Raw genomic sequence first — 25,658 nt, forward strand, 5'->3', positions numbered from 1 at the left:
ATCTTTCCGCCGCGTGTTATCAGATCTTGCCGACGAGATCGAACGAGGGAGCCAGCGTTTCAGCGCCTTCTTCCCACTTCGCAGGGCAAACCTGGCCGGGGTTCTCGCGCCAGTACTTGGCAGCCTTGATCTTGCGCAGCAGTTCGGCAGCGTTGCGGCCCACGCCTTCGGGCGTGATTTCGACGAGCTGGATCGTGCCATCGGGGTCGGTCACGAAGGTGCCGCGATCGGCAAGGCCGACGCCTTCGCGCAGGATGCCGAAGTTGTTCGAGATCGTGTGGTTCTGATCACCCAGCATGTAGTAGTTGATCTTGCCCACGGCCGGCGAGCTGTCGTGCCATGCCTTGTGGCTGAAGTGCGTGTCAGTCGACACCGAGTAGACTTCCACGCCGAGGCCCTGCAGTTCGCCATAGATGTTGGCGAGGTCTTCCAGTTCGGTCGGGCAGACGAAGGTGAAGTCGGCGGGGTAGAAGAAGAACACGCCCCACTTGCCGAGCACGTCCGCATCGCTCACGTCCACGAACTTGCCCTGATGGTAGGCGGTTGCCTGGAACGGCAGCAGCTTGGTTCCGACGATCGACATAAGACTCAAATCCTTCTGTTGGTGGATTGGTGAACTCGGTTACGGGAGCCGAGGTAGTGCATGGCAGGCGGTTTTTCCAATGAGCAATTCCGCCCTGTTTGATTGATTGCATCGATCAATAGCGCATTTTTCAGTTTTGTTTCAGCAAACGCCTGATCCACAAAATTTTTGCCCAAAGGTGAAAACTCGGCATCAAAGCGGCCAAACTCCGGCATTTTCGCGCGCCAAATGCATTTTCTGCACAATGCATACCAATTTCCGCACTTGAAAACCTCTCGCGATTAAACCAAGTGGCAAATCGCAACGGAACGATTTCGTTCTATTTTTCGTAAATGGACATCAGATGGCCGCCACAGACGACATTTCCCCCGCCGCTCCCGCACAGACCGGTCGGGACGATCAGCGCAAGAAGACCATCGGCCGCGTTGCCCTTGGCGTGCTGGGCGCTGGCGCGCTCTATGGCGCTTGGGCGCTGTACGATTACCAGACGGTCGGCCGCTATCTGCAGAACACGAATGACGCCTATGTGAAAGCTGATGGCGTGACGATCAGTTCAAAGCTCGGTGGTTATGTGCGCAACGTCGCCGTGCAGGAAAACCAGTCGGTTGCAGACGGGGCGCTGTTGATCCAGATCGACCCGACAGATTACAACACCCGCCTTGCGCAAAGCACCGCACAAGTCGATGTTGCCCGCGCCACCGAGGCTGCATCCCGCGCTGCGATTGCCGAGGCCCGGTCGGCCGTTGGTCAGGCCGGGGCCGCGCTTGATGCAGCCATGCGCGAACTTTCCTACCTCAACGGTGAAGTTGCCCGAATGCGCCCCCTTGTGGCTTCTGGCGCAGAGCCGAAGCAGGCTTTCGACCAGCTCGTCGCCAACCGCGACAAGGCCGTGTCCGATGTTGCGGCCAAGCGTGCCGCCGTTGCCGCCGCGAACGACCGGGTTGCCAGCGCGCAGGCCCAGACCGGGCAGTCCACCGCACAGATCAAGGCCGCACAGGCTCAGCGCGATGCTGCCAGCACGGATCTTGCCACAACCCGCATAATTGCACCGATTGGCGGGAAGGTGGGCAATTCCACGGTTCGCGTGGGTCAGTTCGTACAGCCTGGCCAACGCCTGATGACCATCGTTCCCACCGAAGCGATCTATGTCGAGGCGAACTTCAAGGAAACCCAGATCGGTTTGATGCGCGCCGGCCAACCGGTCAAGGTCCACGTCGACGCCCTGCCCGATGTCGATTTCCGTGGGGTGGTGGAAAGCATCACGCCCGGCACCGGCGCCAACTTCTCGTTGATTCCGCCGCAGAACGCCACCGGCAACTTCACCAAGATCGTGCAGCGCGTACCCGTGCGCATCCGCATCAACGCGGGGCCTGAATCGCGCAAGGTGCTGGTGCCCGGCCTGTCGCTGACGGTTGAGGTCGATACACGCGCTGCCAAGTCTTCGATCGACGCGATCCGCAAGGAACAGGAACGGACTTCGGCCAAGTGAGCAGTTCCGCCACTCTCGACGAAAGCCTTCCCGACGAGCCACCCGCGCCCGCCGCAAAGGCCGATATCACCGCCTGGATGGGCGTTGCAGCCGGTGCCATCGGTTCGCTGATGGCCACGCTCGACATTTCGATCGTCAACGCATCGCTGCCGACGATTCAGGGCGAAATCGGTGCGTCGTCAAGCGAAGGCACATGGATCGCCACCGCCTATCTGGTGGCGGAAATCATCATCATCCCGCTCACCGGATGGCTTGAGCGTGTGTTCGGTTTGCGCCGTTTTCTGATGATCGCGACTGTCCTGTTCACCGCGTTTTCGGTGATGTGCGGGCTTTCGACATCGTTGACCATGATGATTCTGGGTCGCGTCGGCCAGGGCTTTACCGCAGGCGCGATGATTCCCACGGCACTAACGATTATCGCCACCCGCCTGCCACCAAACCAGCAACCCATCGGCACCGCACTTTTCGGGCTGACGGTGATCATGGGACCGGTCCTTGGCCCGCTTGTGGGCGGCTGGCTGACCGAAAACTTCAGCTGGCACTACGCCTTCTTCGTCAACGTGCCGATCAGCGTGATCCTGATGACGCTGCTCTATATCGGTCTGCCCAAGGGCAAGATGCAGCTTGGCGAATTGATCAACGCCGATTGGCTGGGCGTGATCGGCATGGTTCTGGGCCTTGGTGGCATCACCGTGGTTCTGGAAGAAGGCCACCGCGAACAGTGGTTTGAATCTGCGCTGATCTGGCAGTTGAGCGCGGTGACGCTGCTGGGCTTCGTGATGATCGGTCTTGGCCAGTTCTATGCACGCCGCCCGGTGATCAAGCTTTCACTGCTCCGCAATCGCGCGTTTGCCGCAGTATTCGTGCTGGCATTCGTGTTGGGCGCGGTGATGTTTGGCACGGCCTATGTCATTCCGCAGTTCCTTGCCGCGATTGCTGATTACAACGCAATGCAGGCGGGCAAGATCGTCTTCTTGTCGGGCATCCCGGCGATGATGATGATGCCGCTGTTCCCCATCCTGATTTCACGCGTCGATCTTCGTCTGATTGTCGGCACCGGCATCGTCCTGCTTGGGCTGTCGTGCTACATGGACGTTGCACTCACAGCCCAATCGCGCGGCGACGATTTTGTCGTTACCCAGCTTATGCGCGGGCTTGGCACCGTGTTCTGCATGATGTTCCTCAATCAGGCTGCGATCAGTTCCGTTTCGCGCGATGAGGCTGGCGACGCGGCAGGCCTTTTCAACGCTGGTCGCAACCTTGGCGGCTCCATCGGACTTGCCGCTCTTGCCACGTTGCAGGACGAACGCTGGGAGTTCCACCGCTGGTCGCTACACAGCGCTTTGGGCGCAAACGACCTCGACGTGCAGGCTTGGATCAGCCAGCAGGCGATGACCTATGGCGGCGGCCCCGATGGGCTTGCCGGGGCGATGCGTTCGCTCGATGGCATGGTCATGCGCGATGCACTGGTCATGGCCTTCAACGATGATTTCATGGCGCTTACGATTGGCATTCTGCTGGTCGCACCGCTTGTTCTGCTCCTTCGCCCGCTTCCCAAGGGCTACCATGCAAAGGCTGGTCACTGATGCCTCGCTCGCTCCCTTATCGCCGCGCCGCCGCAGCGACGCTGATGGCCGCCCTGCTTGCTGGTTGCGCCACGGTTGGCCCGAACTATGCAGGCGCCCCGGATGCGGCTCCGCAATCGGCAGCACGCGGGACATTCCTCCGCGCCGATGGCCTTGCAACTGCAACGGCCCCGTCTGCTCGCTGGTGGGAAAGCCTTGGCGATCCCGTGCTCAACCAACTGGTTGACGCAGCCCTGACCGACGCCCCTAGCATCGCCGCCGCTAACGCCCGCGTCGCCCAATCGCGCGCAACGCTCGCCGCCAATCGCACGGCAGCGCTTCCCACAATCAGCACGTCATTCGCCGCGCCATACATCAATGTGCCGGGCAACCTGCTGGGCGAAGGCAGCGGGCGGGACGAGATCAACGCCTATAACCTGGGCTTCGACGCATCGTGGGAAATCGATCTGTTCGGCGGCACGCGCCGCAAGATCGAGGCTTCATCCGCACGTGCGCAATCCTTGGAAGCCGCTGCTGCCGATGCGCGCGTTACGCTTTCGGCAGAAGTTGCCCGCGCTTACGTCGGCCTGCGCGCCCGCCAATCGATGAAGGCGCTTCAGCAGCGTCAGGTGGAAATCGATCAGAACCTCGTGGCATTGGCCAAGCAGCGTTTTGCCGCAGGCACGATTCCGCGCCAGCCTCTCAACGCGGCAGAAGCGCAGGCGTCGGCCAGCGAGGCTGACCTCGCCCGCAGCGAAGCCGAAATCGCCGTTATGATGGATCAGATTGCCGTGCTGACGGGCAAGGAACCGGGCGCGCTGGACAGCCTGCTCGGCGCGCCGGTCGCCGTGCCACTGCCCCCTGCGCAAGTAGCCGTTGGTGACCCCGCCACGCTTCTGCGCAGCCGCCCTGACATCCGCGTGGCCGAACGCCAACTGGCCGCAGCCAATGCCGATATCGGCGCACGCATTGCCGACAAGTTCCCCAAGATCTCGTTCCTCGGCCTGCTTGGCCTTGGCGGGCAGGACATTGGCGATGTGTTCGATCCCGGCAATCTCGTTGGCATTGCGTTGCCGCAGATCAAATGGAACCTGTTCGACGGAGGCCGGGCAGAACGTCAGGTCGAAGTGGCCAAAGGTACCTATGCCGAGGCGGAGGCCAACTATCGCAATGCGGTTCTGCGAGCATTGCAGGATGCCGAAGGTTCGCTCGCGCGCTTTGGCGGGCAGCGTATCGCGTTGGGCAAGGCTCTCGACGCGGAAACCAGTGCGCGCCGTAATGTCGATCTGCAGCGCCAGCGGTTGGCAGCGGGCAGCATCGGCAAGTCAGATGCACTGGACGCAGAACGTCAGGCACTGCAACTGGCAATGGCGTCGTCCGCCGCACGCGCCGAATTGACCACCAGCTTTATCGCCGTCGAGAAGGCGCTGGGCCTTGGGTGGCAAAGCGCGGATGCCGATAAATGAAACGGTTTCGCCCATTTTATAGTATATTGACTCTGCTGTCGGCTGAGGCACTCTCTTCGCATAAGAACTCGTCTGAACGAGGATATGGGAAAGATGCGCTGGATAACCGATGCGGGCCTACGCCTCTGGCAGGCCTATCGCGAAGGATTGGAAATGTCGTGCCCGGTTCGCAACCGGTTGGCCGATACGCTCGCAGAACGTTTGTGCGAGCGGGATCGCCATCATGACGCTTCCGCACGACTGCCCGGATCGGCAGGAACAACCCTGCACTGATATCGTGCCTGCTGCCGGCCACGCGGCGTGCGATGGCTCGGCAATTGCCGGATCATCGCAGGCAGGCACCCCCGGGGCGACCACGATCAGCCGTCGTGGTCGCCCTTCGCTTGAAGAAGCGCAGCGCCTTCCTACCCGCATCCTTGAAGCCGGATGGGATGTTCTCCTTGAACATGGCTTCGAAGCGTTCACGTTTGATCGCGTTGCCCGCCATGCCCGAATCGGCAAGGCCACGATCTACACGCGCTTTTCCGGCAAGCGTGAATTCCTCGAAGCCCTGCTCGCGCTGAAAACGAGCGAACGCAGGCTGAAATTCATGGCCATCGGTGCCGGTTTGCCTGCCGAAGAAGCCTTCTGCCTGCGCGCTGCCGAGATCATGGAAACGCTGCAATCCACCGACGGCCTGATGATGGAACGTCTGGTGGATTGGTGCGATCAGGAGTTCGGCGACAACACATATGCCTATCGCTCTGCGATGTATGCCGAAGCCATCGAAGGCGTGGGCGAAGAACTGGCACAGCTTGCAAGCGAACGGCAGATTGCCTTGGGCAACCCCGAACTGGCGGCACGTTTCTGGATCGAGGGAATTCTTGGTCACGTCCGCATGGCCGGTGCCGCTCCGCCGCCTTCACGTGAAGAAACAGAGCGTTGGGCGCGGGCTTATTCGGAATTCTTCTTTGCAGGCCTGCGCAACACGGGCAGCCTCACTCTCCCTGCCGTGTCGCCCGAAAGCTGAAGTCCACGCCAACCGCGTCCTTCAACTGGTCGGCGGCAGACCACTCCGCCTCACCGACGCCAAATGACAGACGCTGCAATGCCGCGCTGCCCGTGGCAGTCGCCTTGTCGCCATCGATCTTGAGGTTGAACCGCAGTGCCACCGGTTTGCGCTGGCCATGCAAGGTCAGCGTGCCGTTGGCCACATAGCGGCCCGCGCCCGTTTCGCGGATCGATGTCGATACATATTGCGCCGAAGGATTGCTCCCTACGCCAAAGAAGCTGTCACTGCGCAGCATATCGTCGCGCTGGCTGTCTCCGCTCTCGACCGAAGCCAGATCGATCGTTGCGCGGATTGACGATCCCGGCAGATCTTCAGGATCGAACACGATCTTCGCGTCCCAGCGTCCGAACGATCCCTTGATCGCCTCGCCATTGTAGTCCGCCGTGAAGCCAAGTCGCCCGCCCTTGTCCAGTTTCCAAGGCAGAGCCTTGGCGCTTGCCGCCGCTTCAGAGGCAACCTCCGACGGCGAAACCACGGCTTCGCTTTCGCTGACTTCAGGGGCAATTTCCTCAACCGCTTCCGAAGCGGATGCCTGAACCGAGGGCGCAGCAGCGGGTGCCCCAAAAGTCATCCCTCTGCCCCCGCTCAGCGCGAAAAACCCGGCGATCACAGCCACTGCTGCCGCAAAGCCCATCCCGCGCCAGCTTGTGATCGCAGCGGGCAACATCCGCCCGATCACATCCTCACGCTTGAAGTGATGGTGGAGCGCGCCAGCCACGTGCAACAGCACAAGCCCCAGCGTCATCGGCCCCAGCAGGCCATGCAGCGCCTCGGCGGGTTCGTGCAGCGCCTGCCCGACCGGCAAATCGGGCCAGGGCACCACGCCGAACAGCATGGTCTGCAAGCGCACCTTTGCCGTCGAAACGATGATCCACCCGGTGATCGGCCCGCCGATCATGATCGCATAGAGCAGCACATGCACCGCGCTCGCCAGCATCATCTGCGCTTTGCCATCGGGAACCGGTGCCGGGCGCGGTTTGACCAGTCGCACACCCAGTCGCAAAAGGCTCAGCAGCAGGATCAGGATGCCGACCGACTTGTGGAACTGATACCCGGCAAACTGCGCCACGCCCTTGGGCAAATGCTCCAGCCCTCCACCAAGGCCAACCTGAAACAACAGCAACAGAGCCAATATCCAGTGCAACGCGATGGCAGCGGTAGAATAGCGTGTCGGCGAAATGGCGGTCATCGGCGGCCTTCTCGAAAAAGTGAGGCGCCAATGCGCCCTGCCATGACGAGTGGCATATCTGCATCGACCAACGCAAGGTATCCTCACTTCACTTGCCACATCCGATTGCTACATCAGCGTCAGTCCATCCGAACGGAGATCACAATGTCGAACAGTCCCTGGTCCCACCACCGCAGCGCTTCGATCGCAGATGACATCGATTTCGAGATCAAGGGGCAGGAACTGCAGTTCCTCGAAATCGAACTCGATCCCGGTGAAAGCGCCGTCGCCGAAGCGGGCGCTTTGGTGTGGAAAGATGGTTCGGTCGGCATGACCACCGTGTTCGGTGATGGCAGCGGCGCGGAACAGGGCGGCTTCATGGGCAAACTGCTCGGCGCTGGCAAGCGGCTCGTCACCGGGGAAAGCCTGTTCACCACGGTCTTCACACATAACGGCCACGGCAAGGCTCGCGTGGCCTTCGCCTCACCCACCCCCGGCGCCATCCTGCCGATGAAACTGTCGGACGTCGGGGGCACGCTGATCTGTCAGAAGGACAGCTTCCTTGCCGCCGCACGCGGCGTTTCGATCGGCGTGGCTTTCCAGCGCAAGGTGATGACCGGGCTGTTCGGCGGCGAAGGCTTCATCATGCAAAAGCTCGAAGGCGATGGCTGGGTCTTCGTCCAGATGGGCGGCACCATCGTGGAGCGGGAACTTCGCGCGGGCGAGGAACTTCACGTCGATACCGGCTGCCTTGCCGCCTACACGCCTTCGATCGATTTCGATCTGGTCACCGCAGGCGGCGTGAAGTCGGTCCTGTTTGGCGGTGAAGGCCTGTTCTTCGCCCGCCTGCGCGGCCCCGGAAAGGTCTGGATCCAATCATTGCCCTTCTCGCGCCTTGCCGGGCGGATGCTTGCTGCCGCCGGTTCACGCGGAGGCCAGAACCGGGGCGAAGGTTCGGTTCTGGGCGGACTGGGCGATTTCATTGGTGGCAACAACTGATGACAAAGAAGGGCCGACGGCTTTCACCGTCGGCCCTGAAGTTCCGCAGGTCCTGCGGGGTGGGAAGGATCAGAAAGCCTTGCGCAGGGTAAAGCCCCAAGTGCGCGGATCGCCCGGCAGCCCGGCGATCAGCCCGGTATTGCCCGGCCCGACGAAAAGCTGTTCGAAGTAGTTCTGGTCAAACGCATTGCGCACCCAACCATAGATATCGAACCCGTCATCGGTGCGGAATCCCGCGCGGAAGTTCGACAGCGAATAGCCATCGACATTGGTGTAGATCGACGGACTGGGGTTCGACGAGAAATCTGACCGATAGCTGCCATCATAGCCGAAGTAGATCTGCCCATCCTGCGCCAGCAGCGAAACGGGTGCATTCGCCTCGAACCCGAACGAGAACGACCACTTCGATACACCCGGCAGGCGCTGCCCCGAAATGTCGCAGTTCGCAGGGCTGAGCGCACCCGGCGTCCCTGCGGCTCCTGGCACCTGGCTCCCGGTTGCCACAGTCCCGCCCGAAAGCTCCGGCGGGCACGGCGCATCGGTGAACTTGCGATAGGTGGCATCGGTATAAGCCGCATTGGTATAGGCGTTGAAGCGCTCGCTCGGCCGGATCGAAAAGTCCGCTTCGAAACCCTGTGACCGCACCGCCGAAGCATTGGCCAGATAGCCGCGCAACACCCCGAACTGGCCGTTGTTCACGTTGGCCTGATAGTCCTTGATGTCGGTGCGGAAGGCCGAAAGATTGAAGATCGCACCAATGTCGCGAAACTCGGTCTTGATGCCCAGTTCATAGTGATTGACGGATTCCGGCTTGACCGTTGCGGTGCCCAGCAACGGGTTGTTCTGAGCATCGGTCGGCACGCCGTTCTGGTTGATCCCGCCTGATTTGAACGACTTGGCATAAGTCGCATAGGCCAGCACGCCTTCGGCCACCTTGTAGCTGGCGGTAAAGTCATAGCTGAAGTTCCAGTCACTGAACTCCGGCGAAATCTCCTGCGGGGTAAAAATGGCAAGCTGCGCCGTCTTTGTCGCGCTGGTTGTTCCATCGAGCAGGATCTCGGTCCCCGCGCCGTTGAATACGCGGCGTTGATAGAACCCATCCTTCTTGTCGTAGTTCACGCGAATGCCCGGCTGCAGCGTCAGTTCAGGTGTCACCTTCCAGCTCGCCTGACCATAGACCGCAACGCTGGTATTCTTGAGGAACTGCGTGTTGCGCGCGGTCAGCCCGTCCAGCACATTGGAATTGTAGAGCGCATTGTTGGGAGCGAGATTCCACTTGGTCGATGCCGATCCGTGCGATTCCGTGCCCTGTGTGTCGATCCGCTGGTAGAAGCCGAACGCCCCCACCACAAAATCCACTGCATCACCGCTATAGTTATAGCGCAATTCCTGCGTGTACTGGTCCTGCTGCGATGGGTTCTGCGATCGGGTGACGATGGGCAACCCGGTAAAGTCGCGGTCGTTCTGGGGTTGCCAATCCCAGAAGCGCCATGCCGTGACGGACGTCAGCGTGCCCGGCCCCACATCCCACTTCAGCTTGATCGATGCGCCGCCGATCTTGTTGCCCGCCTGCAATGCCGCATCGAGATCGGTCACGCGGTCAAACGGATTGGTGCTTACCGGGGTATAGCCCTGCGCCGCTGCCAGAGCCGCGAACTGCCGGTTCAGCGCCCGCTGCGTGGTCCCGGTTCCGACATAGACCGAACCGCAGCACACAGCGTCCTGCTCGCTGTAATCGCCTGCCAGCGTGATGCTGAAAGCGTCGTTGGGCTGGAACAGCAGTTGCCCGCGAAGGCCAAGGTTGTCCTGGCTCTGTATCCACTGCCGCGATGTGGCATTGTAGATCGTGCCGCGCCGATTGGTCGAAGAAACCGCCAGACGCGCCGCCAGCGTATCGGTGATCGGGCCTGAAACCGCTGCCTTGGCCTGAACGTAATTCAGGTTGCCGACACTTGCTTCAGCCCGCGCTTCGAAATCGAAAGTCGGCTGATTGGTGGTGATGTTGATCGCGCCTGCCGTGGTGTTCTTGCCATAAAGCGTACCCTGCGGCCCGCGCAGCACTTCGATCTGCTTCACGTCAAGGAAGTCAAACGTGGCCGATGCCACGCGCGAATTGTAAACGTCATCGATATAGATACCGACGCCCTGCTCGATACCGTCGTTGGTCAGGCCGAACGGCACGCCAAGGCCACGGATGTTCACCGCAGTGTTGCGCGGGTTGGAGGAATAGAACTGCAGTGTGGGTGTTATCTGTTGCAGACGGCCCACGTTGAAGCTGCCGGTGCTGTCGATCTGGTCGCCACCGACAACCGAGATTGCCAGCGGCACATCCTGCGCGGTTTCTGCGCGGCGGCGCGCGGTGACGACAATCGTCCCGCTCTCATTGGCGCCGGTGCCGACCGAGGATTCCTGCGGCGGCTCTGCTGCCACACCGGCTGTTGAAGTGGCGGTTTCAGGAACCGCTGCCGAAGCAGGAACGGTTTCTTCAGCAAGCGCGCTGGACGAAACACCAAACGAAAGAAGGGCAAAGGGCGCAGCCCCCGCCAGAAGCAGGACACGGAAATTCATCGCAAGGACCTCATGGTTTCCCGAACGATGCTTCCGGTGGTCCGGTCAGCGGCGCGGATATTGGATTGTTTTGTTATTCTCGGGGAATTTGACGGAACGATCAGTTCGGCTTGAGCCGTCTCTTCTCGGTCACGTCGATCTGGACAACCCGGCCCTCGTGGACCGTCAGTTGAACCGCGCCATAGCGCAGCCCGGTAAGGGCTTCGCGCACACTGGCGAGGCTTTCTTCAAGATGGCGCTCGGCATCACCGGGGAGGTGTCTGCCGGACGGTGCTGGTTCGCTCATCGCTCTGTTCATCCTGTATCCTCGCAAGCCAATCGTTTGCCCGATGTGCGCCGCCGATCCGGCGGTGTCCGATCTCCTTCCGAATTTTTCGGCGATTCGACCGGCCGTTACGGACCATGTATACTCAATTATTTCAGTAGACATTAAATTTCGACTATGGCGTTCAGTAGGCAAACTTCTCTCTCATTCGCGGGAGTAGAGCGGCAGGCACGGGTACATGCGCATACCCGCCCTGCCTGCGTCAGGACATAACTCTACCAATGATGTAGACAATATACCTGCGATAAAGCGCGCCTTGCGCCGGACGAACCGCTGGCTCTTGATGAATTCGTCCGGGTTAGCCGCTGATGCGGTAACCTTGAATTGTCAGGATGAGGCCACCAACCGCAACTTCGGGCGTTGCCGCCTTTGCCTGCGATCGTCGTTCGGCGCATCAAGACAGGCGCGCAGGCAATCCACCGCCATCGCCAGGTGCAGCGCCGCCATAGCCTCGCCATGCTGATCGAGCGCATCCAGTGCGCCCGACAGGGTAACGAATACTTCCTCCAATGGCTTGGCTGCTACTTGCATGGCGACGCCCCATCCTGTTCCTTGACGGTATGTGGCAGACGAACCGTTCAGGCTCCGTCTTGCCCCCGCAATCATGCTGGAATTGGTAGCCGAGTGGCGCTCGAGCGAAAGCAAAGAATGCACCGCTTAAGAGGAAACGCCCGGGCCGCTGGATGAGGCATTCATCATCGCTATCGTATATTTACTTACTCTCCTGACAGTTAGCGATCGCTTGCAGGAAACCCAGCGGATGATCTCGGCCTGATGCTCCTGCCTACAACTTGTGCGGAAATGGAGTCAGCAGCATTTCTGCAGGATTCACGGCGCAATTCCCCGCCGTTGCGATGGAGAGTGTGATTCGAATCACATTATTCACACGCCGTTTTTGGATACCGATCACGGGAGCATTTGACCGCTTTCGAAGTCGGGCAGATGGCGTTGCCGACCCCAGCATTAATCTTCCAAAGCGGAATATATCCGCAACGGCTCTTGTCAGCGCGGGCGGTAAAAATCCCTGAAGGCTTCGGGCGCGCCGCACTTGCGGATCGCGGTATCAACATGGCGCTGCCGCTCCGCCACCAGTGAGGCCGATGTCAGCGCAAAGCGCCGCTCGTGCGCCACTTCATCCGCCGTGAACGGACGCGTGCCGGGGATCACGCTCTCTCCGCCCAGCCCGAACACCATGAAGTTCAGCATATCTGCCAATTGCTGATTGTCCGTGATCCGGCTCTTGGCGATGTTCGGCAGGCGCAACAGGTAGGCGCGCGTATCTTCCGTACACATCATGTAGCCCACGCGCCCGCGCAGTTCGGGTAGCTTGGCCGGAGCCGAAAGGCCCTGCACCCCGTGGCACCCGGCGCAATGCTCCACATAATCGCCGCGTGCCAGTTCGGGATCACTGATCGCAGCCAGCCCATGCGCCACCGTCTCTGCACGCGGATCGCCGCGCGCTGCCAGCTGCGGAGCGACAAGAAGGGCCAAAGCCGCCAGACCCAGCGCGCGCATTGCCCCGCCCTCAGGCCGCGCCAATCATCATCGCGGTGGAACAGTGGTATTCCATGCTGCTCGTCCCGAAGCACCAGATCACGTTATTGTTGAGCTGCGGCAGATAGAGCTGCGTTTCGCGGTCCGTATTGTCGCAACCGCACTGGCCGCACGTCGGCTTGCCGCAGCAATCGCGGTAGGCGATCATATAGGCCTTGCCGTCATCAGGATTGATGCACGATCCCACCCACGAAACCGGCGAAGGTTCAGATCCTGCCGGACATGTGTGAATCCCGCCACCGCAGCACGTGCAAAGCGATCCATCGATAGCGCAATAGCGCCAGTAATTGCACTTGGTGTCGTCCTTGGTTTGCGCGCTGCGCGCAAACGCGGTCTTGGCCTCGGGCGAACGGTCGGGCTTTGCCGCTTCCGCCCTGCTCACCGGCAGTAGCGGGAACACCGGTGCCGCAACCAGCGCTGCGCCCAACCGCGAAAGAATGCCCCGCCGCGACGTGCCTCCAGCCAGTCTCCGCAGCAGTTTTTCGCCCGCCGCATCGGGATTGAACCTGATCATCTCATGCCCCCTTCGTTCGTCCCGTTCACGCCGCAACCGGCTGTTTCAGCCCCGAAATATAGTCCTGCACCGTCGCGATGCCCAGTTCATGCGCCACGACCAGGCTCTCCAGATGCTCGCGGCTGTTGACCAGGCCTTTCGACAGGATCACGCCTTCTGCATCCAGCAGCACCGCATAGGGCAGCTTGCCCACCTCGAACGCCTGCCCCACTTCCGGCCCATTGATAAAGCGATAGCCTTCCAGCCCCTGCGCCGCGATCAACCCCTGCTGCGCCGCCGCGTCATCATCACCTACAAAAGTCAGTTCCACCCGCTCATCCTTCGCAAAGGACCGCGCCGCCGGGATCAGGCCCTTGCACAGCGGGCACGTGGCAGAAACGAACATCAGCAACCGCAGCGGCACGCCCTTGGCCGGACCGCCCACGATCACGTCCTGCCCCTCCAGCGTATGCGCGGGAACCGCCGGAGCCTTGCCGCCCACGGCCGGGCCGCCGCTCGTCTGCAAGGCTCCTGCAGGCGCCACACGCATGTGCAGCACGCCCACCTGCCGCGCCAGCGCCAGCAGCGCCACCACCAGCGCGATGATCACCACCCACGAAAGCACTTGCCCCACGATCAGCGCGGTTATCATCGCGAATTCCTTTCACCAGCCAGCGGCCCTGCCGCCAGCGCTGCCAATGCGTTCACCAGCAATGTCATCAGATAAAGCGCCAGCCCCCCGGCCAGCGACAGCCCCCACGCCACCGAACCAAACGCTGGCATTGCCATCAGCGCCGGGACCAGCAGAACCGCCAGCATCACGTTGCGCACGACCAGCACCCGGCTCAGCGGCTGACGCAGGTCCGAACGCCCGCACCCGCAATCGATATGCGCGCGCCCTCGCCCGATATTCACCGCCATCGCCACTGCGAAGGTCAGCAGCAGAGCCGCAGCAGGCGCCGCCGCCAAAGCGATTCCGCCCAGCAGAGCCGCGCCAATCACGACTTCAGCCCAAGGCAGCACCCAAGCGACCGGCCCGACAAGCGCTTGCGGCAGCAGCCGATAGTTCGCCACCACCCCGGGAAACACCCGGCGATTACGCAGCTTGGCCACGCCCGCCGTCAGGAAAACCAGCCCGTTCCCCACGGCTGCCACGCCGCCACAGATCGCCAGCGTGGTGTCGAGCGCCTCGCTCACTTCGGTTCGACCACCGTGATCAGCCCGCCGCCCGCGTTCTCGATCTCGTGCTTTACCTCGCCGGTTTTTGAATCGATGATCACCGCATTGTTGTCCATACCGTTGACCATGATCATCGCGGCATCGTCCTGCGTGATCTCGATGTTGCGCGGGTGGCCTTCCACCGGGATGCGCTTGACCAGCTTCTTCGTAGCCAGATCGAGGCCCCAGATTTCCTCGGCACCTTCCTTGTGGCTCCAGTATTCGCCCTTGTGCATCAGCACCCACACCGTGCCGCTGGGCCGGTGCAGCGCCATCGGCTGCATCCCGCCCGGATACCACGCCACGTCCAGCGGCTTCACATCGGCCGCGCGCATCCCGCCCGCTTCCTGCATCGAGAGCGGCGCGCTCACCACCGGAGCCGTGCCCATCGCCACCGTGCGCACCTGCCCGGTGTAGCTGAGCATCACCGCCAGCTTCTTTTTGCGATCATAGGCCACGTTGGAAAAGATCGGGTCCACCGCTGCATCGAAGAACTCGGCGGACCGCGTGATTTCCTGCGAAGCCCCCTTCACCGCCACTGTCGCCAGCGTGCCATCGGCGCAGAGGGCAGAAAAGCCCACGCCCGGGTTGGGGATCAGGCTGGCACAACCCGGCAGTTCGATGGCGCGCACGAACTTGCGCTTTACCATGTCGATCACGTTGACCGACGATGCCGGATCGAAGTTGTAATCATAGGCGGTCTTGCCATCATCGCTCAGCACGAAATTGGTGTTGAACCCGCCGATGATCAGCCGCCCCGGCGTGGGGATTTCGCCCACCAGCTTCAACGAAGTGCTGTCATAGACCGAAATGAAATCCATCCGCGTGCCACGGTTGACCTTGGTCCACATCGTTTCGGCCACGTAATAGAATTTGCCGTCAGGATCGATCGCCAGATCGGAATCGCGGCTGGTGGAAACCATGCCCACCATCTTGCCCGTGCCGGCATCGAAAATGCTCGATCCCGCACTGCCCCAACCGCCACGCACATAGAACCAGTTCGCCTTGGGCTGCGCGATAGTGCTGACCGCCGCCTCTTCAGCCTCGGCAATCACGTTTTCCGCCATGACCGGCCCGGTAAAGGCCCCGGCAGCCGCCACGACCAACGCAACCCGCGCCACCATGCTCAAACCTGTCATCACGGCCCCCTGATTCAACCCGCAGGCCCAAGGCTTGACGATTGTCCAGATTCGGTCAAGCGCCTTGTTGCACTTGCGAAAGAAAGCTGCGGCGCGCCTTTACGGGCGCCGGTTATCAAGGCCCGCAATCTGCGCCGGTGTAATGGTCTTGGCAAGCTGCACCAATCCATGCGCGGCAATCGCCGTGAACGCCGACATGCGCTCCGCCCAAGGCTTTTCATAGCCAAGGAAAGGCGTCGCCCCTTCCATCGAGGCGCTGATGAACAAAGCCATGTCGCGCACCTGCTGCTCGTTCAGCGCAGGGTTCAGCAGCGCCACATATTCCGCGATGATATCGTGGACCCGCTGGTAAAACACCCGCACGCGATCGGCCACGAATTCGTTGTGATTGGCCAGCGCCCACAGTTCCGGGAACAGCCGCGTGGTCCGCTTTCCGGCAATATCGTCAAGGCACATCACCACAACCAGTCGCAGCCGCTCTTCGGCATCAAGCCCCGGCTGGCGCACCGTGCGTTCAAGCAGTTTGTCGTAATTGCCGATGATATCGTCCAGCAACGTCTGGATCAGCAGTTCCTTCTTGGGGAAGTGGTAGCTGACATTGCCCACCTTCATCCCGCATTCCGCCGCGATCCGCCGGATGGTGAACGCCCCCGAACCTTCATCGATCAGCACGCGCAGCGCCGCCTTGATGATCGCATCCACCGTCTCCGTCCCGCGCGCATAGGTGCCGGGGCGCGGGGCAGAGGGCAGATCGGTTTCCAGATTGTCGGGGCGGGCAGCCATAAGACCCGCGCATAACACCAAGGTCGCGCCCGCGCCAAGGACATTGACGCCCATCCCCTAGGGTCAGGACCTATTACTCGCACCTTCGAGGTTTGAGGCAAAATGGCCCAGCGCAAGGCGGATGGGCGCAGGAATAGTGGTTCTATTTCAAGGCCATCCAACGCAGTGATGGGCCATTTTGATCAAATCCCTACGGGACGCTGGAATGGCTTCCATCTCGAACGGAAATCCGCTTGGAAAGGCAACCAGCCCTTCCGGCGCGAATTTCCGCCCGATATGTTCGCCATTCCAGCGCCTCGAAGGCGTGAGTAATAGGTCCTGACCCTAACCACAGAACAAGGCGCTTGACCCGAAACCATCACCTGTCCAGATTCCGGCCCAATCGGAAAAGCGCCAGCAGCAATGCTTCGACGCGCGTCTGAAACATCTGCCGGAGATTCAACAGCATGAGCGTCACTCTCACCGTCAATGGCCGCAAGCGCGCTGTGGATGCAGAGGCCGACAAGCCGCTGCTCTGGGTCTTGCGCGAAGACCTCGACATGCCCGGCACAAAGTTCGGCTGCGGCGCTGGATTGTGCGGTGCCTGTACCGTCCACCTCGATGGCGAAGCTGTCCGTTCGTGCCAGACACCAATCGCCGACGCGGCCGGAAAGCAGGTCACCACGATCGAAGGCGTGGCAACAAACGATCTGGGCAAGCGCGTGGTCGAAGCGTGGACCGCGCTGGACGTGCCGCAGTGCGGCTATTGTCAGGCCGGACAGATCATGTCCGCCACCGCCCTGCTCAAACAGAATCCCAAACCCACCCCCGATGATATCGACGGCTGGATGAGCGGCAATATCTGCCGCTGCGCCACCTACCTGCGCATCCGCGCCGCCATCCGCAAGGCAGCGGGCCTTCCCGCCGAAATGGCCGATGCCTCAGCCTTCCCCGCTGGGGAGCAACTGGCATGACCGAAGCGACCACCCTCTCCCGCCGCTCGTTCCTTGTCGCCTCGATAGCAGGCGGTGCAGCGCTCACGCTTGATGCCTCGGTCGTCCTTGCCGCCGCCAGCGCCACTGCGCCCGCAGACGTGCTCAACGCTTTCGTCCGCATCAATGCCGACAACACCGTCACCATCGGCGCAAAGAACCCCGAAATCGGTCAGGGCATCAAGGTCATGCTGCCCATGCTCATCGCCGATGAGATGGACCTTGCGTGGGAACAGGTCCGCATCGAACAGACCGATGCGAACGAAAAGCTCTATGGCGTGCAGACAGCGGGCGGCAGCACCGCCACCCCGCGCAACTGGATTCCGATGCGGCAGGTCGGCGCCGCCGCGCGCGAAATGCTCGTTCTTGCCGCCGCCAGGAAATGGGGCGTCGATCCCGCCACCCTCTCCACGGCCAAGGGTACGGTCATCCAGACGACATCGGACAAAAGCGCGACATACGCCTCTCTGGCAAAGGATGCCGCCGCGCAAACCCCGCCCGATCTCGCCAAAGTCACACTGAAAGACCCCGAAGGCTTCCACATCATCGGCACGTCAAAGCCCGGCGTCGATGTGCCGAAGATCGTCAAGGGCGATCCGCTTTTCGGCATAGACACGCGCGTTCCCGGCATGGTCCACGGCGCGGTCGTCAAATGCCCCGCCCACGGCGGCACGCTGGCCTCTTTCGACGATGCAGCCGTAAAGGCCATTCCCGGTGTTCTGGGCGTCGTCGCCGTCAACAGCGGCTTTGTGCCTGAAGGCAAGGCCGATACGCTCGTCATCGTTGCCGATAGCTGGTGGAAAGCCAGCAAGGCGCGGGAAAAGCTGTCGGTGAAGTGGGACGATGCTGCCGTCACCGGCTTCACCACCGCAAAGTATGAAGCAGACGCTGCAAAGCTGGTCGCTGGCCCCGCGCAGACCAGCGCCTTCAAGGCAGGCGATGCCGATGCCGCGCTGGCCAAAGCGGCAAAGGTCGTCACGGCGGACTACGAATACCCCTTCCTCGCCCATGCCACGCTGGAGCCGCAGAATTGCACCGGTCTGTTCAAGGACGGTAAACTGGAGCTTTGGGCACCAAGCCAGGCCCCTGCCGGTGGCCGCGCCGAAACGGCAAAGCTGTGCGGCCTTGCCCCCGATGATCTCACGATCCACATGACCCGCATCGGCGGCGGCTTCGGTCGCCGATTGGTGAACGATTACATGGTGATTGCGGGGCAAGTGGCAAAGGCGATGCCGGGCAAACCGGTGAAAGTCCTGTTTGATCGCACGGACGATTTCCGCCACGATTTCTATCGCCCCGCAGGCTGGCACCGTCTGACAGCAGGGCTTGGCGCCGATGGCTCGCTGACCGCGTTCAAGGACCACTTCGCCACATTCGGCAGCGATGGAAAGCCGGTGCGGGCCGCGCAGATGAACCCGGCGGAATATCCGGCGCAGGTCGTGCCCAATGTCGATCTCGGCGTCAGCTACATGGCCACAAACCTCGCAACTGGCTGGCTGCGCGCACCGTCGTCAAACGCGATGGCCTTCGTGTTCCAGTCGTTCCTTGATGAAGTGGCTGAGGCTGCCGGGCTGGACCTGCCCGAATTCATGCGCCGCACGCTGGGCGATGCGCGCGAACTTCCGGGCGAACGCGCGAAGTTCCACACCGGTCGTGCGCGCGGCGTCATCGATGCCGTGTGCAAGTCTGCGGGCTGGAACGGTCGTCAGAAAGGGCGCGGTTTCGGGTTCTACTTCTGCCATCTGGGCTACTTTGCCGAGGTGGTCGATATCTCGATGACCGACGGCGCACTGAAAGTGGACAAGGTGTGGGTCGCCGGAGACATCGGCGCACACGTCATCAACCCGCTCAACGCGATGAATCAGGCCCACGGTTGCGTGATCGAAGGATTGGGGCAGGCGATGATAGGCCAGAAGATCGTGCAGGAAGCAGGCGCGATCACGGCGGAGAACTTCGGCGATTTCGGCCTGATGCGCATCGACGCCGCCCCGCGCGAAATCACGGTGGAGTTCGTGAAAACCGATTTCCCGCCCACCGGCCTTGGCGAACCCGCACTGCCGCCCGTCATTCCGGCGCTTGCCAATGCGATCTACACTCTCACCGGAAAACGCCATCGCCGTCTGCCGCTGGAGTTGGTATAGCGCGCAGCCTATGATCGCTGCGACGCCCATCGACATCTTGCGCTTCCTCGCTGCCCGCGCCGAGGAAGGCGTTGAATGCGTGCTGGTTACACTCGTCGGGATCGAGGGCGGCTCATCCCGCGCAGTCGGCGCGCAGATGGCGGTCGCGGCGGACGGGCGGCGGGTTGGTTCGTTCTCGGGCGGTTGTGTGGAAGATGCTGTCGCCACCGAAGCACTGGAAACGCTGCGTGATGGTTGGGGGCACGTCGTCCGCTATGGCGTCGGCTCGCCCTATATCGATATACGCCTGCCTTGTGGCGGCGGGATTGACCTGCTGTTCACGCCGCGCCCGGCACCCGACGCGATTGCCTCTGTTCTTCAACAGCTTGATCGCCGTCAGCTAGTAGCATTACGGCTCGATTGCGATGGCGCGACCCAGGCTGATCCCATGTCGCAGACAGCGTGGAACGGGCAGGAACTGACGCTGACCTACCAGCCCCCCTTGCGCGTAATCGCGCTGGGTCAGGGCGAGGATCTTACCGCGTTCAGCCTGCTTGCCACCGCATTCGGCACGCAAGTTATTGCTTTGACGCCAGATTCCGGCGCACAACATGCCCTCTCCCAAGCGGGCGTTGCCAGCCTCGCCCTGCCCACGCGCAACGCCCTGCCCTCGGTCGAAAGCGATGCCTGGACCGCCATCGTCTTTCTGTTTCACGGGCGCGATTGGGAAGAGTTCCTTCTACCACAAGCACTTGCCCTGCCCGCGTTCTACCACGGCGCCATCGGCAGCCGCCGCACCCACGCCGCCCGCCTCGCAAACTTGCGCGCCAGCGGCCTTGGCGAAGATGTGATCGGCAGGGTGCGCGGCCACATCGGCCTGATCCCCGCCACGCGCGATCCGGCCACGCTGGCGCTGTCGATCCTTGGCGAAATTGTATCTGAATACAATGCCTTGGCGAATTGGACTTACTGGACGGGCGAACCGCTGAGCGCAGCTACCTTTCGGTGAACGGCCTTCGTATCGCGCTGATCCTGCTCGCCGCAGGGCGCGCCACGCGCTTTGGCGGCGGCAAGCTGGGGGCCGAACTGGCGGGAAAGCCCCTCGCCTGCCACGCTGCCGACAACCTGAACAGCCTGCCACTATTCAGAAGGTTTGTGATATATTCTCCACAAACACCTGAATTACCTGACTTTATAAAAATACCCCTCGATCCCCCGGACGCCCCGCTTTCGCGCTCCATCGCCACCGGCGTTGCTGCCCTGACTGACGAAGACGCCGCGCTCTTCGCCCTCGCCGACATGCCGCTTGTCCCTACAGCGCATTTCGCGGCCCTCATCGCCCGCTTTGATGGAGACAGGATCGCGACGCGGGTCGATGGCCGCAACATGGTCCCGGCGATCTTCGGCAGGCAGCATTTCGCCACGCTCGCATCGCTTGTTGGAGACAGGGGGGCAGGCGTGCTTTTGCAGGATGCCCCCTCGATCGACCTGGCCCCCGCGCAGGCCCTCGATGTGGACACGCAGGACGATCTTGAACGCGCGCAGGTGCTGCTAGGTGCGCCTAGGTGCATCTAGGTGCATCTAGGTGCACTTCAGGCGATGGTCCTCACCGCAAACGCTGCTGCCGCTGCGCGCGTCTCAACACCGAGCTTTTCGAAGACTTGCTCAAGATGTTTGTTCACCGTGCGCGGGCTGATCCCCAAAATCTCGCCAATCACGCCGTTCGGCTTGCCATAGCTGATCCACAGCAAAACTTCGGCTTCACGCAGGGTCAGCCCATAGCGTTCACGCAGCAGTTCCACTTCCGCACCTTCGCGGATCACGTTGAGGCGCACCAACACTTCCTCGCCGCGCATCGGCCCCACCAGCACGAGTTCGATGGTATGCCCGCCAGCGTCGAAGCGCAGCGAGGTTCCGGGGTGTTCGCCGGGCGTCAACAGGCGGCCCAGCGGGGCCTGAAACGCATCGGGCAGAACATCGACATTGCCCAGCGAATCCAGCAACCGCTCCACCTGCGGCGTCGCCCACAGCAGATCGCCGCCGGGCGTAACCGCAAAGAGATGCCGCCCGGTGGCATCGAGCGCGCTGCGCCCGCCGTGCGAAACCCGCGCCGCCGCAAGATGGACCCGCATCCGCGCCAGCAGTTCCTCAATCGCGATGGGTTTGCGCACATAATCCACGCCGCCCGCCTCCAGCGCACGGACAGCGTGTTCTGTTTCGGTCAGGCCGGTCATGAAAATCACTGGAATATCGGCAAGGCGCGGCTGCTTCTTGATCGCCCGGGTGGTATCGAACCCATCAAGCCGGGGCATGATCGCATCGATCAGGATCAGGTCCGGTGCGACATGTTCGAGCAGTTCCAGCGCGTCCTGCCCATTGGTGGCAATCAGCACGGTCATGCCCGCCCGCTCGATCGTGTCGATCAGGAAGTGCAGCGATTCAGGGTTGTCGTCCACCACCAGCACGGTATCGCGCCCGGCAGCGGCAATGGCTCCGCCTTCCGCAATGGCTGCACTAGCCGACATCGACGACGCCGCGCTGGAGGGATTCCCGAAGGCTTTTGAAATCGAAGCATTCGAGACAGGTGCGAAGATGGGCGACGAAACGGGCTGCATCGGGAACGGATTCCTCCAGTTCTGACAGGCGGTTCTGAATCGCGCGGACATTGCCGATCCGCGCGAGGCTTTCGAGTTCGGAAACGAACGGAAGTGCAGCAGCAGGCAGATGGATCTGGATTGCCGAACGCGGCTGCGCCTCGCGCAGGGGCGTTCCATCCGCCACGGTCCACGTCAGGTCCAGTTGCCAAGCCAGAGCATCGAGCAGATTGTCGAGCTGGATCGGCTTGGTCAGGAACATGTCGTGCGCCTCGTGCCCATCTCCGCCGCGCCGGAACTGGTGCGCGTCGGCAGAAACCATGACGATCCGCAAACCATCGCCATGCGCAGCGCGCAGCGCGGCGGCGGTTTCCCATCCGTTCTTGCCGGGCATCGAGATATCGAGCAGCGCGATGTCCGGTTTTGCCGCTGCGGCCAGCACCACCGCCGTTTCGCCATCGCGTGCGCCGGTTACGTTGAAGCCCAGCGGGCGGAGCAGGTTCTCGATCACGGCTGCCTGTGCCGCATCGTCATCGGCGATCAGCACGCTGCGGCGCGGACCTTCGTAGCCGGTGATCACATCGGCGCGATGGCTTTGCACCGGTTGCGTAACCGGCCGCGCCAGCATGAGCCGAAGTGCAAAGCGCGTGCCCTCGCCCGGCGTGCTTTCAACGTTCAGTTCGCCGCCCATGACGTGAACCAGCGTAGAGGTGATTGCCAGGCCAAGGCCAATGCCCGGCTGACCCGCCGCCGATTTGCTGCTGCCGCGCTCGAACGCCACGAAGATGCGGTCCATATCCTCGGGCGCGATGCCGATGCCGGTGTCGATCACCTCGAACGTGGCGATCTCTCCGCGCCAACCGATGCGGAATGTGACCGAACCAGAAGGGGTGAACTTGATGGCGTTGGACAGCAGGTTGATCAGCACCTGCCGCAAACGCTTTTGATCGCCGCGCACGAATTCGGGCAATTGCCGGGGCACTTCGAGCGTGAACTTGATGCCCTTTGCGCCGGCCTGCGGACGGAACATGTTGGCGATCTGTTCGACGAAGGCCGGCAGGCGGATCGTATCGCGCGAGAGACGCAGCACGCCTGCTTCCACCTGCGCGATGTCCAGTAATCCGTCGACGAGGTTCGAAAGATGCTCGCTGGACCGGCAGATAACCTTGCCCGCCTCTTCGGGCTTCAAATCGCTGCCGCGTTCGAGCAACTGCGCGTAGCCATAGATCGAATTGAGCGGCGAGCGGATTTCATGGCTGACCGAGACGAGGTAGCGGCTCTTGGCGGCATTGGCCGCTTCGGCCACTTCGCGCGCCTTTTGCAGGGCGGCGTCGGTTTCTTCATGCGCGGCCACTTCATGTTCGAGTTCGGCAAGGTGGCGGCGGGTTTCGTCCTGCGCGGCACGCCGGCTTTGATGCGCCAGCACGATGATCCAGCTGCCAAGGCCGGACATGAAGAAGAACACGATGAACACTGCCAGCAGGATCGCCCATACATGCGATGACAGCGCGGGATGGTTGCGCGAATATTCGCGGCCGATCACCCCGATGACCAGCGCATTGGCAAGGGTGAATGCGCCGATTACCCCGATGAAATGGCCGGTAGCGGTGTGGACATAGCGCGCAAGACGACGGGGAAGCAGGCGTTCGGCCAGATTGGTGAACTGCTGCGTGGCACGGCTGCCCTGCTTGCACAGATCATGGCAGCGCGTTTCCAGCGTGCAGCACATGGAACAGATCGGCCCGGCATAGAGCGGGCAATGCGCCGTATCGAAGGCCTGATAGGTGCATTCACAAACCGCACAGGTCTTGTCCACGCTATCACCCGCAGCGCGCTGGCGGGCAATATAGAAGCGCCCTTTGGTGATCGCGGCGATAAGGGGGGCAGCCACGAAAGCGACACCAAGCCCGATCAGCGGCGCAAAAGCCTGTGCCGTCTCTCCGAACAGGTGCAACTGGCACAATCCCGACGCAGTGATCGCCAGCAGCATTGCCCCGACACCAACCGGGTTCACATCATAAAGATAGGCGCGCTGAAATTCGATATGGGGCGGCGCCAGGCCGAGGGGCCGTGAAACCAGCAGGTCTGCGGCCAGCGCCCCGATCCAGCCTGCGGCAAGGCTGGAATAGAACAGCAGCACCGCCTCAAGCGAGCGCGTGAAGCCGAACAGCAGCAGGATCGTGGCAATCCCGACATTGAACAGCAGCCAGACCACGCGGCCCGAATGGCTTTGCGTCAGCCGCGAAAAGAAGTTCGACCATGCCACCGACCCGGCATAGGCGTTGGTAACATTGGCCTTCGTCTGACACACCACGATCAGCAGCGCAGTGGCGATCAGCGCCGCGCGCGGCCCGCCAAGCACAGGTTCGAAGGCGTGGCGGAACATCCCGGTGGGGGATTCCGAAAGCGCGGGCGATACGCCGGATGATACCGCCCATACGGCCAGCACCGAACCCAGCAGCATCTTGGCCCCCCCGATGATGGTCCACCCCGGCCCGCCGAACACGACCGCCGTCCACCATCGGCGCGCACCGATCACTTCGCGTCGGGGCAGGAAGCGCAGATACTCCACCTGCTCTCCGATCTGCGGCAACAGGCAAAGCAGTAGCGATAGTGCAAGGCCGAATGCGATCAGCGGCGGGCGGGAAGCGTAGATGCCGGTAAAATCGCTCCACGATGCCAGCACGTCTCCGCCCTGCGCCAGCAGATAGGCTACAGGCAGAAGTTGCAGCACGATCCAAAGCGGCTGCGTCCACACCTGAAATCGGGCGATGGCACCCACGCCATATTGCGCCAGCGGCAGCACCACGAGCGCGCAGATGATATAGCCATATTGCGTGGGCAGGCCGATCAACGCGCGCAGCGCCACGGCCATGATGCTTGCCTCTGCGGCAAACAGCAGAAAGGTGAAGGCCGCATAGATCAGCGAGGTGATGGTCGAGCCGAGATAGCCGAAGCCCGCCCCGCGCGTGAGCAGATCGATATCCACCCCGCGCCGCGCCGCATGGATGGCGATGGGCAGGCCGGTGACGAACATCAGCAGGCAGGCAGTGAGGATTGCAGCAACACTGACGGACACGCCATGCAACAGTGTGATCGACGCGCCGATAGCTTCGCAGGCAAGAAAGGCCGTGCCACCCAGTGCCGTTTGCAGCAGCACCCCGGGAGACCACTTCCGCGCCGCATCGGGTGTGAAACGCAAGGCCGGATCTTCGCGCGTCTGTCCGGCAACCCACTGGTTGTAGGAGCGCCGTTCGGGAACGACAGTTGCAGATCGCGCCACGCTCAGCCGCGCCCTTGCAAAAGGTGCGAAACGCTTTTCGCGATGGCGCGGTACCGGTTCATGCCGCCGATAGTGCAGCCCGCCGCCTCCGCCGGGCATGGGCCGATTTACGTATGCCGGATCGGGCCATCCGGGGCGGTTTCGCCGGAAACTACGTCAAATGGCGAATGTGCCACTTTTTGCAACCGCCTAACTTTGGCTCACGGGCCTTGCCCCGTTCTGGATGAAACACCGGACCGATGTGGGGAGAAGCCAATCGGGGATTACCGGTCGGGTCGAAACGGCTCCA

At 62.1% G+C, this 25,658-nt stretch carries 23 protein-coding genes; 9 read left to right on the plus strand and 14 right to left on the minus strand.

Translation table 11 applies throughout. The features are described from left to right. Window positions 1-19: 19 nt before the first annotated feature. Together ahpC and ACOVQ0_RS04150 are read right to left on the minus strand one after the other, a co-directional pair. On the minus strand, window positions 20-583 hold the full coding sequence (ahpC, locus tag ACOVQ0_RS04145; protein ID WP_421880496.1) for an alkyl hydroperoxide reductase subunit C: 564 nt from the start codon (window positions 581-583) through the stop codon (window positions 20-22). 5 nt (window positions 584-588) lie between these two features. After that, entirely contained in the window at window positions 589-798 is a 210-nt protein-coding gene (locus ACOVQ0_RS04150; protein ID WP_421880499.1) for a hypothetical protein, read from the minus strand. A 128-nt stretch (window positions 799-926) separates the two neighbouring features. Here ACOVQ0_RS04150 and ACOVQ0_RS04155 point away from each other — a divergent pair, with 128 nt between their 5' ends. The 4 genes from ACOVQ0_RS04155 to ACOVQ0_RS04170 all read left to right on the plus strand — a co-directional run bounded on the left by ACOVQ0_RS04155 (window position 927) and on the right by ACOVQ0_RS04170 (window position 6,112). Then, window positions 927-2,072: an HlyD family secretion protein gene (locus ACOVQ0_RS04155; protein ID WP_421880501.1), complete on the plus strand. Its 1,146-nt coding sequence runs from the start codon at window positions 927-929 to the stop codon at window positions 2,070-2,072. Window positions 2,073-2,149: 77 nt separating this feature from the next. Further along, a complete protein-coding gene (locus ACOVQ0_RS04160) occupies window positions 2,150-3,658 on the plus strand; it encodes a DHA2 family efflux MFS transporter permease subunit (RefSeq protein WP_421880577.1) in 1,509 nt (502 codons plus the stop codon). Beyond that, entirely contained in the window at window positions 3,658-5,103 is a 1,446-nt protein-coding gene (locus ACOVQ0_RS04165; RefSeq protein ID WP_421880504.1) for an efflux transporter outer membrane subunit, read from the plus strand. Before ACOVQ0_RS04160 ends, ACOVQ0_RS04165 begins: the two co-directional genes overlap by 1 nt. A 223-nt stretch (window positions 5,104-5,326) precedes the next feature. Further along, on the plus strand, window positions 5,327-6,112 hold the full coding sequence (locus ACOVQ0_RS04170) for a TetR/AcrR family transcriptional regulator (RefSeq protein ID WP_421880507.1): 786 nt from the start codon (window positions 5,327-5,329) through the stop codon (window positions 6,110-6,112). Here ACOVQ0_RS04170 and ACOVQ0_RS04175 read toward each other — a convergent pair. Then, window positions 6,081-7,343: a YceI family protein gene (locus ACOVQ0_RS04175; RefSeq protein ID WP_421880510.1), complete on the minus strand. Its 1,263-nt coding sequence runs from the start codon at window positions 7,341-7,343 to the stop codon at window positions 6,081-6,083. The two genes, ACOVQ0_RS04170 and ACOVQ0_RS04175, sit on opposite strands and share 32 nt — an antisense overlap. A 144-nt stretch (window positions 7,344-7,487) precedes the next feature. Between ACOVQ0_RS04175 and ACOVQ0_RS04180 the strand changes: the two genes are divergently transcribed. Next, the gene (locus tag ACOVQ0_RS04180) at window positions 7,488-8,321 is read left to right on the plus strand and encodes a TIGR00266 family protein (protein ID WP_421880513.1); all 834 of its coding nucleotides are present in this window, start codon (window positions 7,488-7,490) and stop codon (window positions 8,319-8,321) included. 69 nt (window positions 8,322-8,390) lie between these two features. Here the strand turns inward: ACOVQ0_RS04180 and ACOVQ0_RS04185 are convergent, their stop codons facing one another. The 9 genes from ACOVQ0_RS04185 to ACOVQ0_RS04225 form a co-directional block, all read right to left on the minus strand. Continuing rightward, complete coding sequence (locus tag ACOVQ0_RS04185; protein WP_421880515.1) at window positions 8,391-10,889, minus strand: TonB-dependent receptor; 2,499 nt, start codon at window positions 10,887-10,889, stop codon at window positions 8,391-8,393. 100 nt (window positions 10,890-10,989) lie between these two features. Continuing rightward, entirely contained in the window at window positions 10,990-11,175 is a 186-nt protein-coding gene (locus ACOVQ0_RS04190; RefSeq protein WP_421880518.1) for a YezD family protein, read from the minus strand. 366 nt (window positions 11,176-11,541) lie between these two features. Further along, window positions 11,542-11,745, minus strand: coding sequence for a hypothetical protein (locus tag ACOVQ0_RS04195; protein WP_421880521.1), 204 nt, complete (start codon window positions 11,743-11,745; stop codon window positions 11,542-11,544). Window positions 11,746-12,216: 471 nt separating this feature from the next. Continuing rightward, on the minus strand, window positions 12,217-12,729 hold the full coding sequence (locus ACOVQ0_RS04200; RefSeq protein ID WP_421880524.1) for a cytochrome C: 513 nt from the start codon (window positions 12,727-12,729) through the stop codon (window positions 12,217-12,219). A gap of 10 nt (window positions 12,730-12,739) precedes the next feature. Continuing rightward, entirely contained in the window at window positions 12,740-13,282 is a 543-nt protein-coding gene (locus ACOVQ0_RS04205; protein WP_421880527.1) for a methylamine dehydrogenase light chain, read from the minus strand. 25 nt (window positions 13,283-13,307) lie between these two features. Then, window positions 13,308-13,913, minus strand: coding sequence for a methylamine utilization protein MauD (locus tag ACOVQ0_RS04210; protein ID WP_421880530.1), 606 nt, complete (start codon window positions 13,911-13,913; stop codon window positions 13,308-13,310). After that, a complete protein-coding gene (locus ACOVQ0_RS04215) occupies window positions 13,910-14,458 on the minus strand; it encodes a MauE/DoxX family redox-associated membrane protein (protein WP_421880533.1) in 549 nt (182 codons plus the stop codon). Before ACOVQ0_RS04215 ends, ACOVQ0_RS04210 begins: the two co-directional genes overlap by 4 nt. After that, window positions 14,455-15,618 (minus strand): amine dehydrogenase large subunit, encoded by a 1,164-nt coding sequence (locus tag ACOVQ0_RS04220; RefSeq protein WP_421880535.1) that lies wholly within the window; start codon window positions 15,616-15,618, stop codon window positions 14,455-14,457. The genes ACOVQ0_RS04215 and ACOVQ0_RS04220 overlap by 4 nt, the downstream gene beginning before the upstream one ends. A gap of 99 nt (window positions 15,619-15,717) precedes the next feature. Further along, entirely contained in the window at window positions 15,718-16,401 is a 684-nt protein-coding gene (locus ACOVQ0_RS04225) for a TetR/AcrR family transcriptional regulator (RefSeq protein WP_421880539.1), read from the minus strand. Between the two features lie 446 nt (window positions 16,402-16,847). On the opposite strand from ACOVQ0_RS04225, the gene ACOVQ0_RS04230 reads away from it, so the two are divergent. The 4 genes from ACOVQ0_RS04230 to ACOVQ0_RS04245 are packed head-to-tail and all read left to right on the plus strand — an operon-like array spanning window position 16,848 to window position 21,067. Further along, complete coding sequence (locus tag ACOVQ0_RS04230) at window positions 16,848-17,354, plus strand: (2Fe-2S)-binding protein (protein ID WP_421880542.1); 507 nt, start codon at window positions 16,848-16,850, stop codon at window positions 17,352-17,354. Next, window positions 17,351-19,513, plus strand: a complete 2,163-nt coding sequence (locus tag ACOVQ0_RS04235; protein ID WP_421880545.1) for a molybdopterin cofactor-binding domain-containing protein — start codon at window positions 17,351-17,353, stop codon at window positions 19,511-19,513. Before ACOVQ0_RS04230 ends, ACOVQ0_RS04235 begins: the two co-directional genes overlap by 4 nt. A gap of 10 nt (window positions 19,514-19,523) precedes the next feature. Then, window positions 19,524-20,501, plus strand: a complete 978-nt coding sequence (locus ACOVQ0_RS04240; RefSeq protein WP_421880549.1) for an XdhC family protein — start codon at window positions 19,524-19,526, stop codon at window positions 20,499-20,501. Next, complete coding sequence (locus ACOVQ0_RS04245; protein ID WP_421880551.1) at window positions 20,498-21,067, plus strand: nucleotidyltransferase family protein; 570 nt, start codon at window positions 20,498-20,500, stop codon at window positions 21,065-21,067. The genes ACOVQ0_RS04240 and ACOVQ0_RS04245 overlap by 4 nt, the downstream gene beginning before the upstream one ends. A gap of 17 nt (window positions 21,068-21,084) precedes the next feature. Here the strand turns inward: ACOVQ0_RS04245 and ACOVQ0_RS04250 are convergent, their stop codons facing one another. Both ACOVQ0_RS04250 and ACOVQ0_RS04255 read right to left on the minus strand, forming a co-directional pair. After that, on the minus strand, window positions 21,085-22,017 hold the full coding sequence (locus ACOVQ0_RS04250) for a response regulator (RefSeq protein ID WP_421880554.1): 933 nt from the start codon (window positions 22,015-22,017) through the stop codon (window positions 21,085-21,087). Further along, entirely contained in the window at window positions 22,007-25,468 is a 3,462-nt protein-coding gene (locus tag ACOVQ0_RS04255) for an ATP-binding protein (protein ID WP_421880557.1), read from the minus strand. The genes ACOVQ0_RS04250 and ACOVQ0_RS04255 overlap by 11 nt, the downstream gene beginning before the upstream one ends. Window positions 25,469-25,658: the final 190 nt, after the last annotated feature.

This window comes from Novosphingobium sp., assembly GCF_049240505.1.
Classification (GTDB): Bacteria; Pseudomonadota; Alphaproteobacteria; order Sphingomonadales; family Sphingomonadaceae; genus Novosphingobium.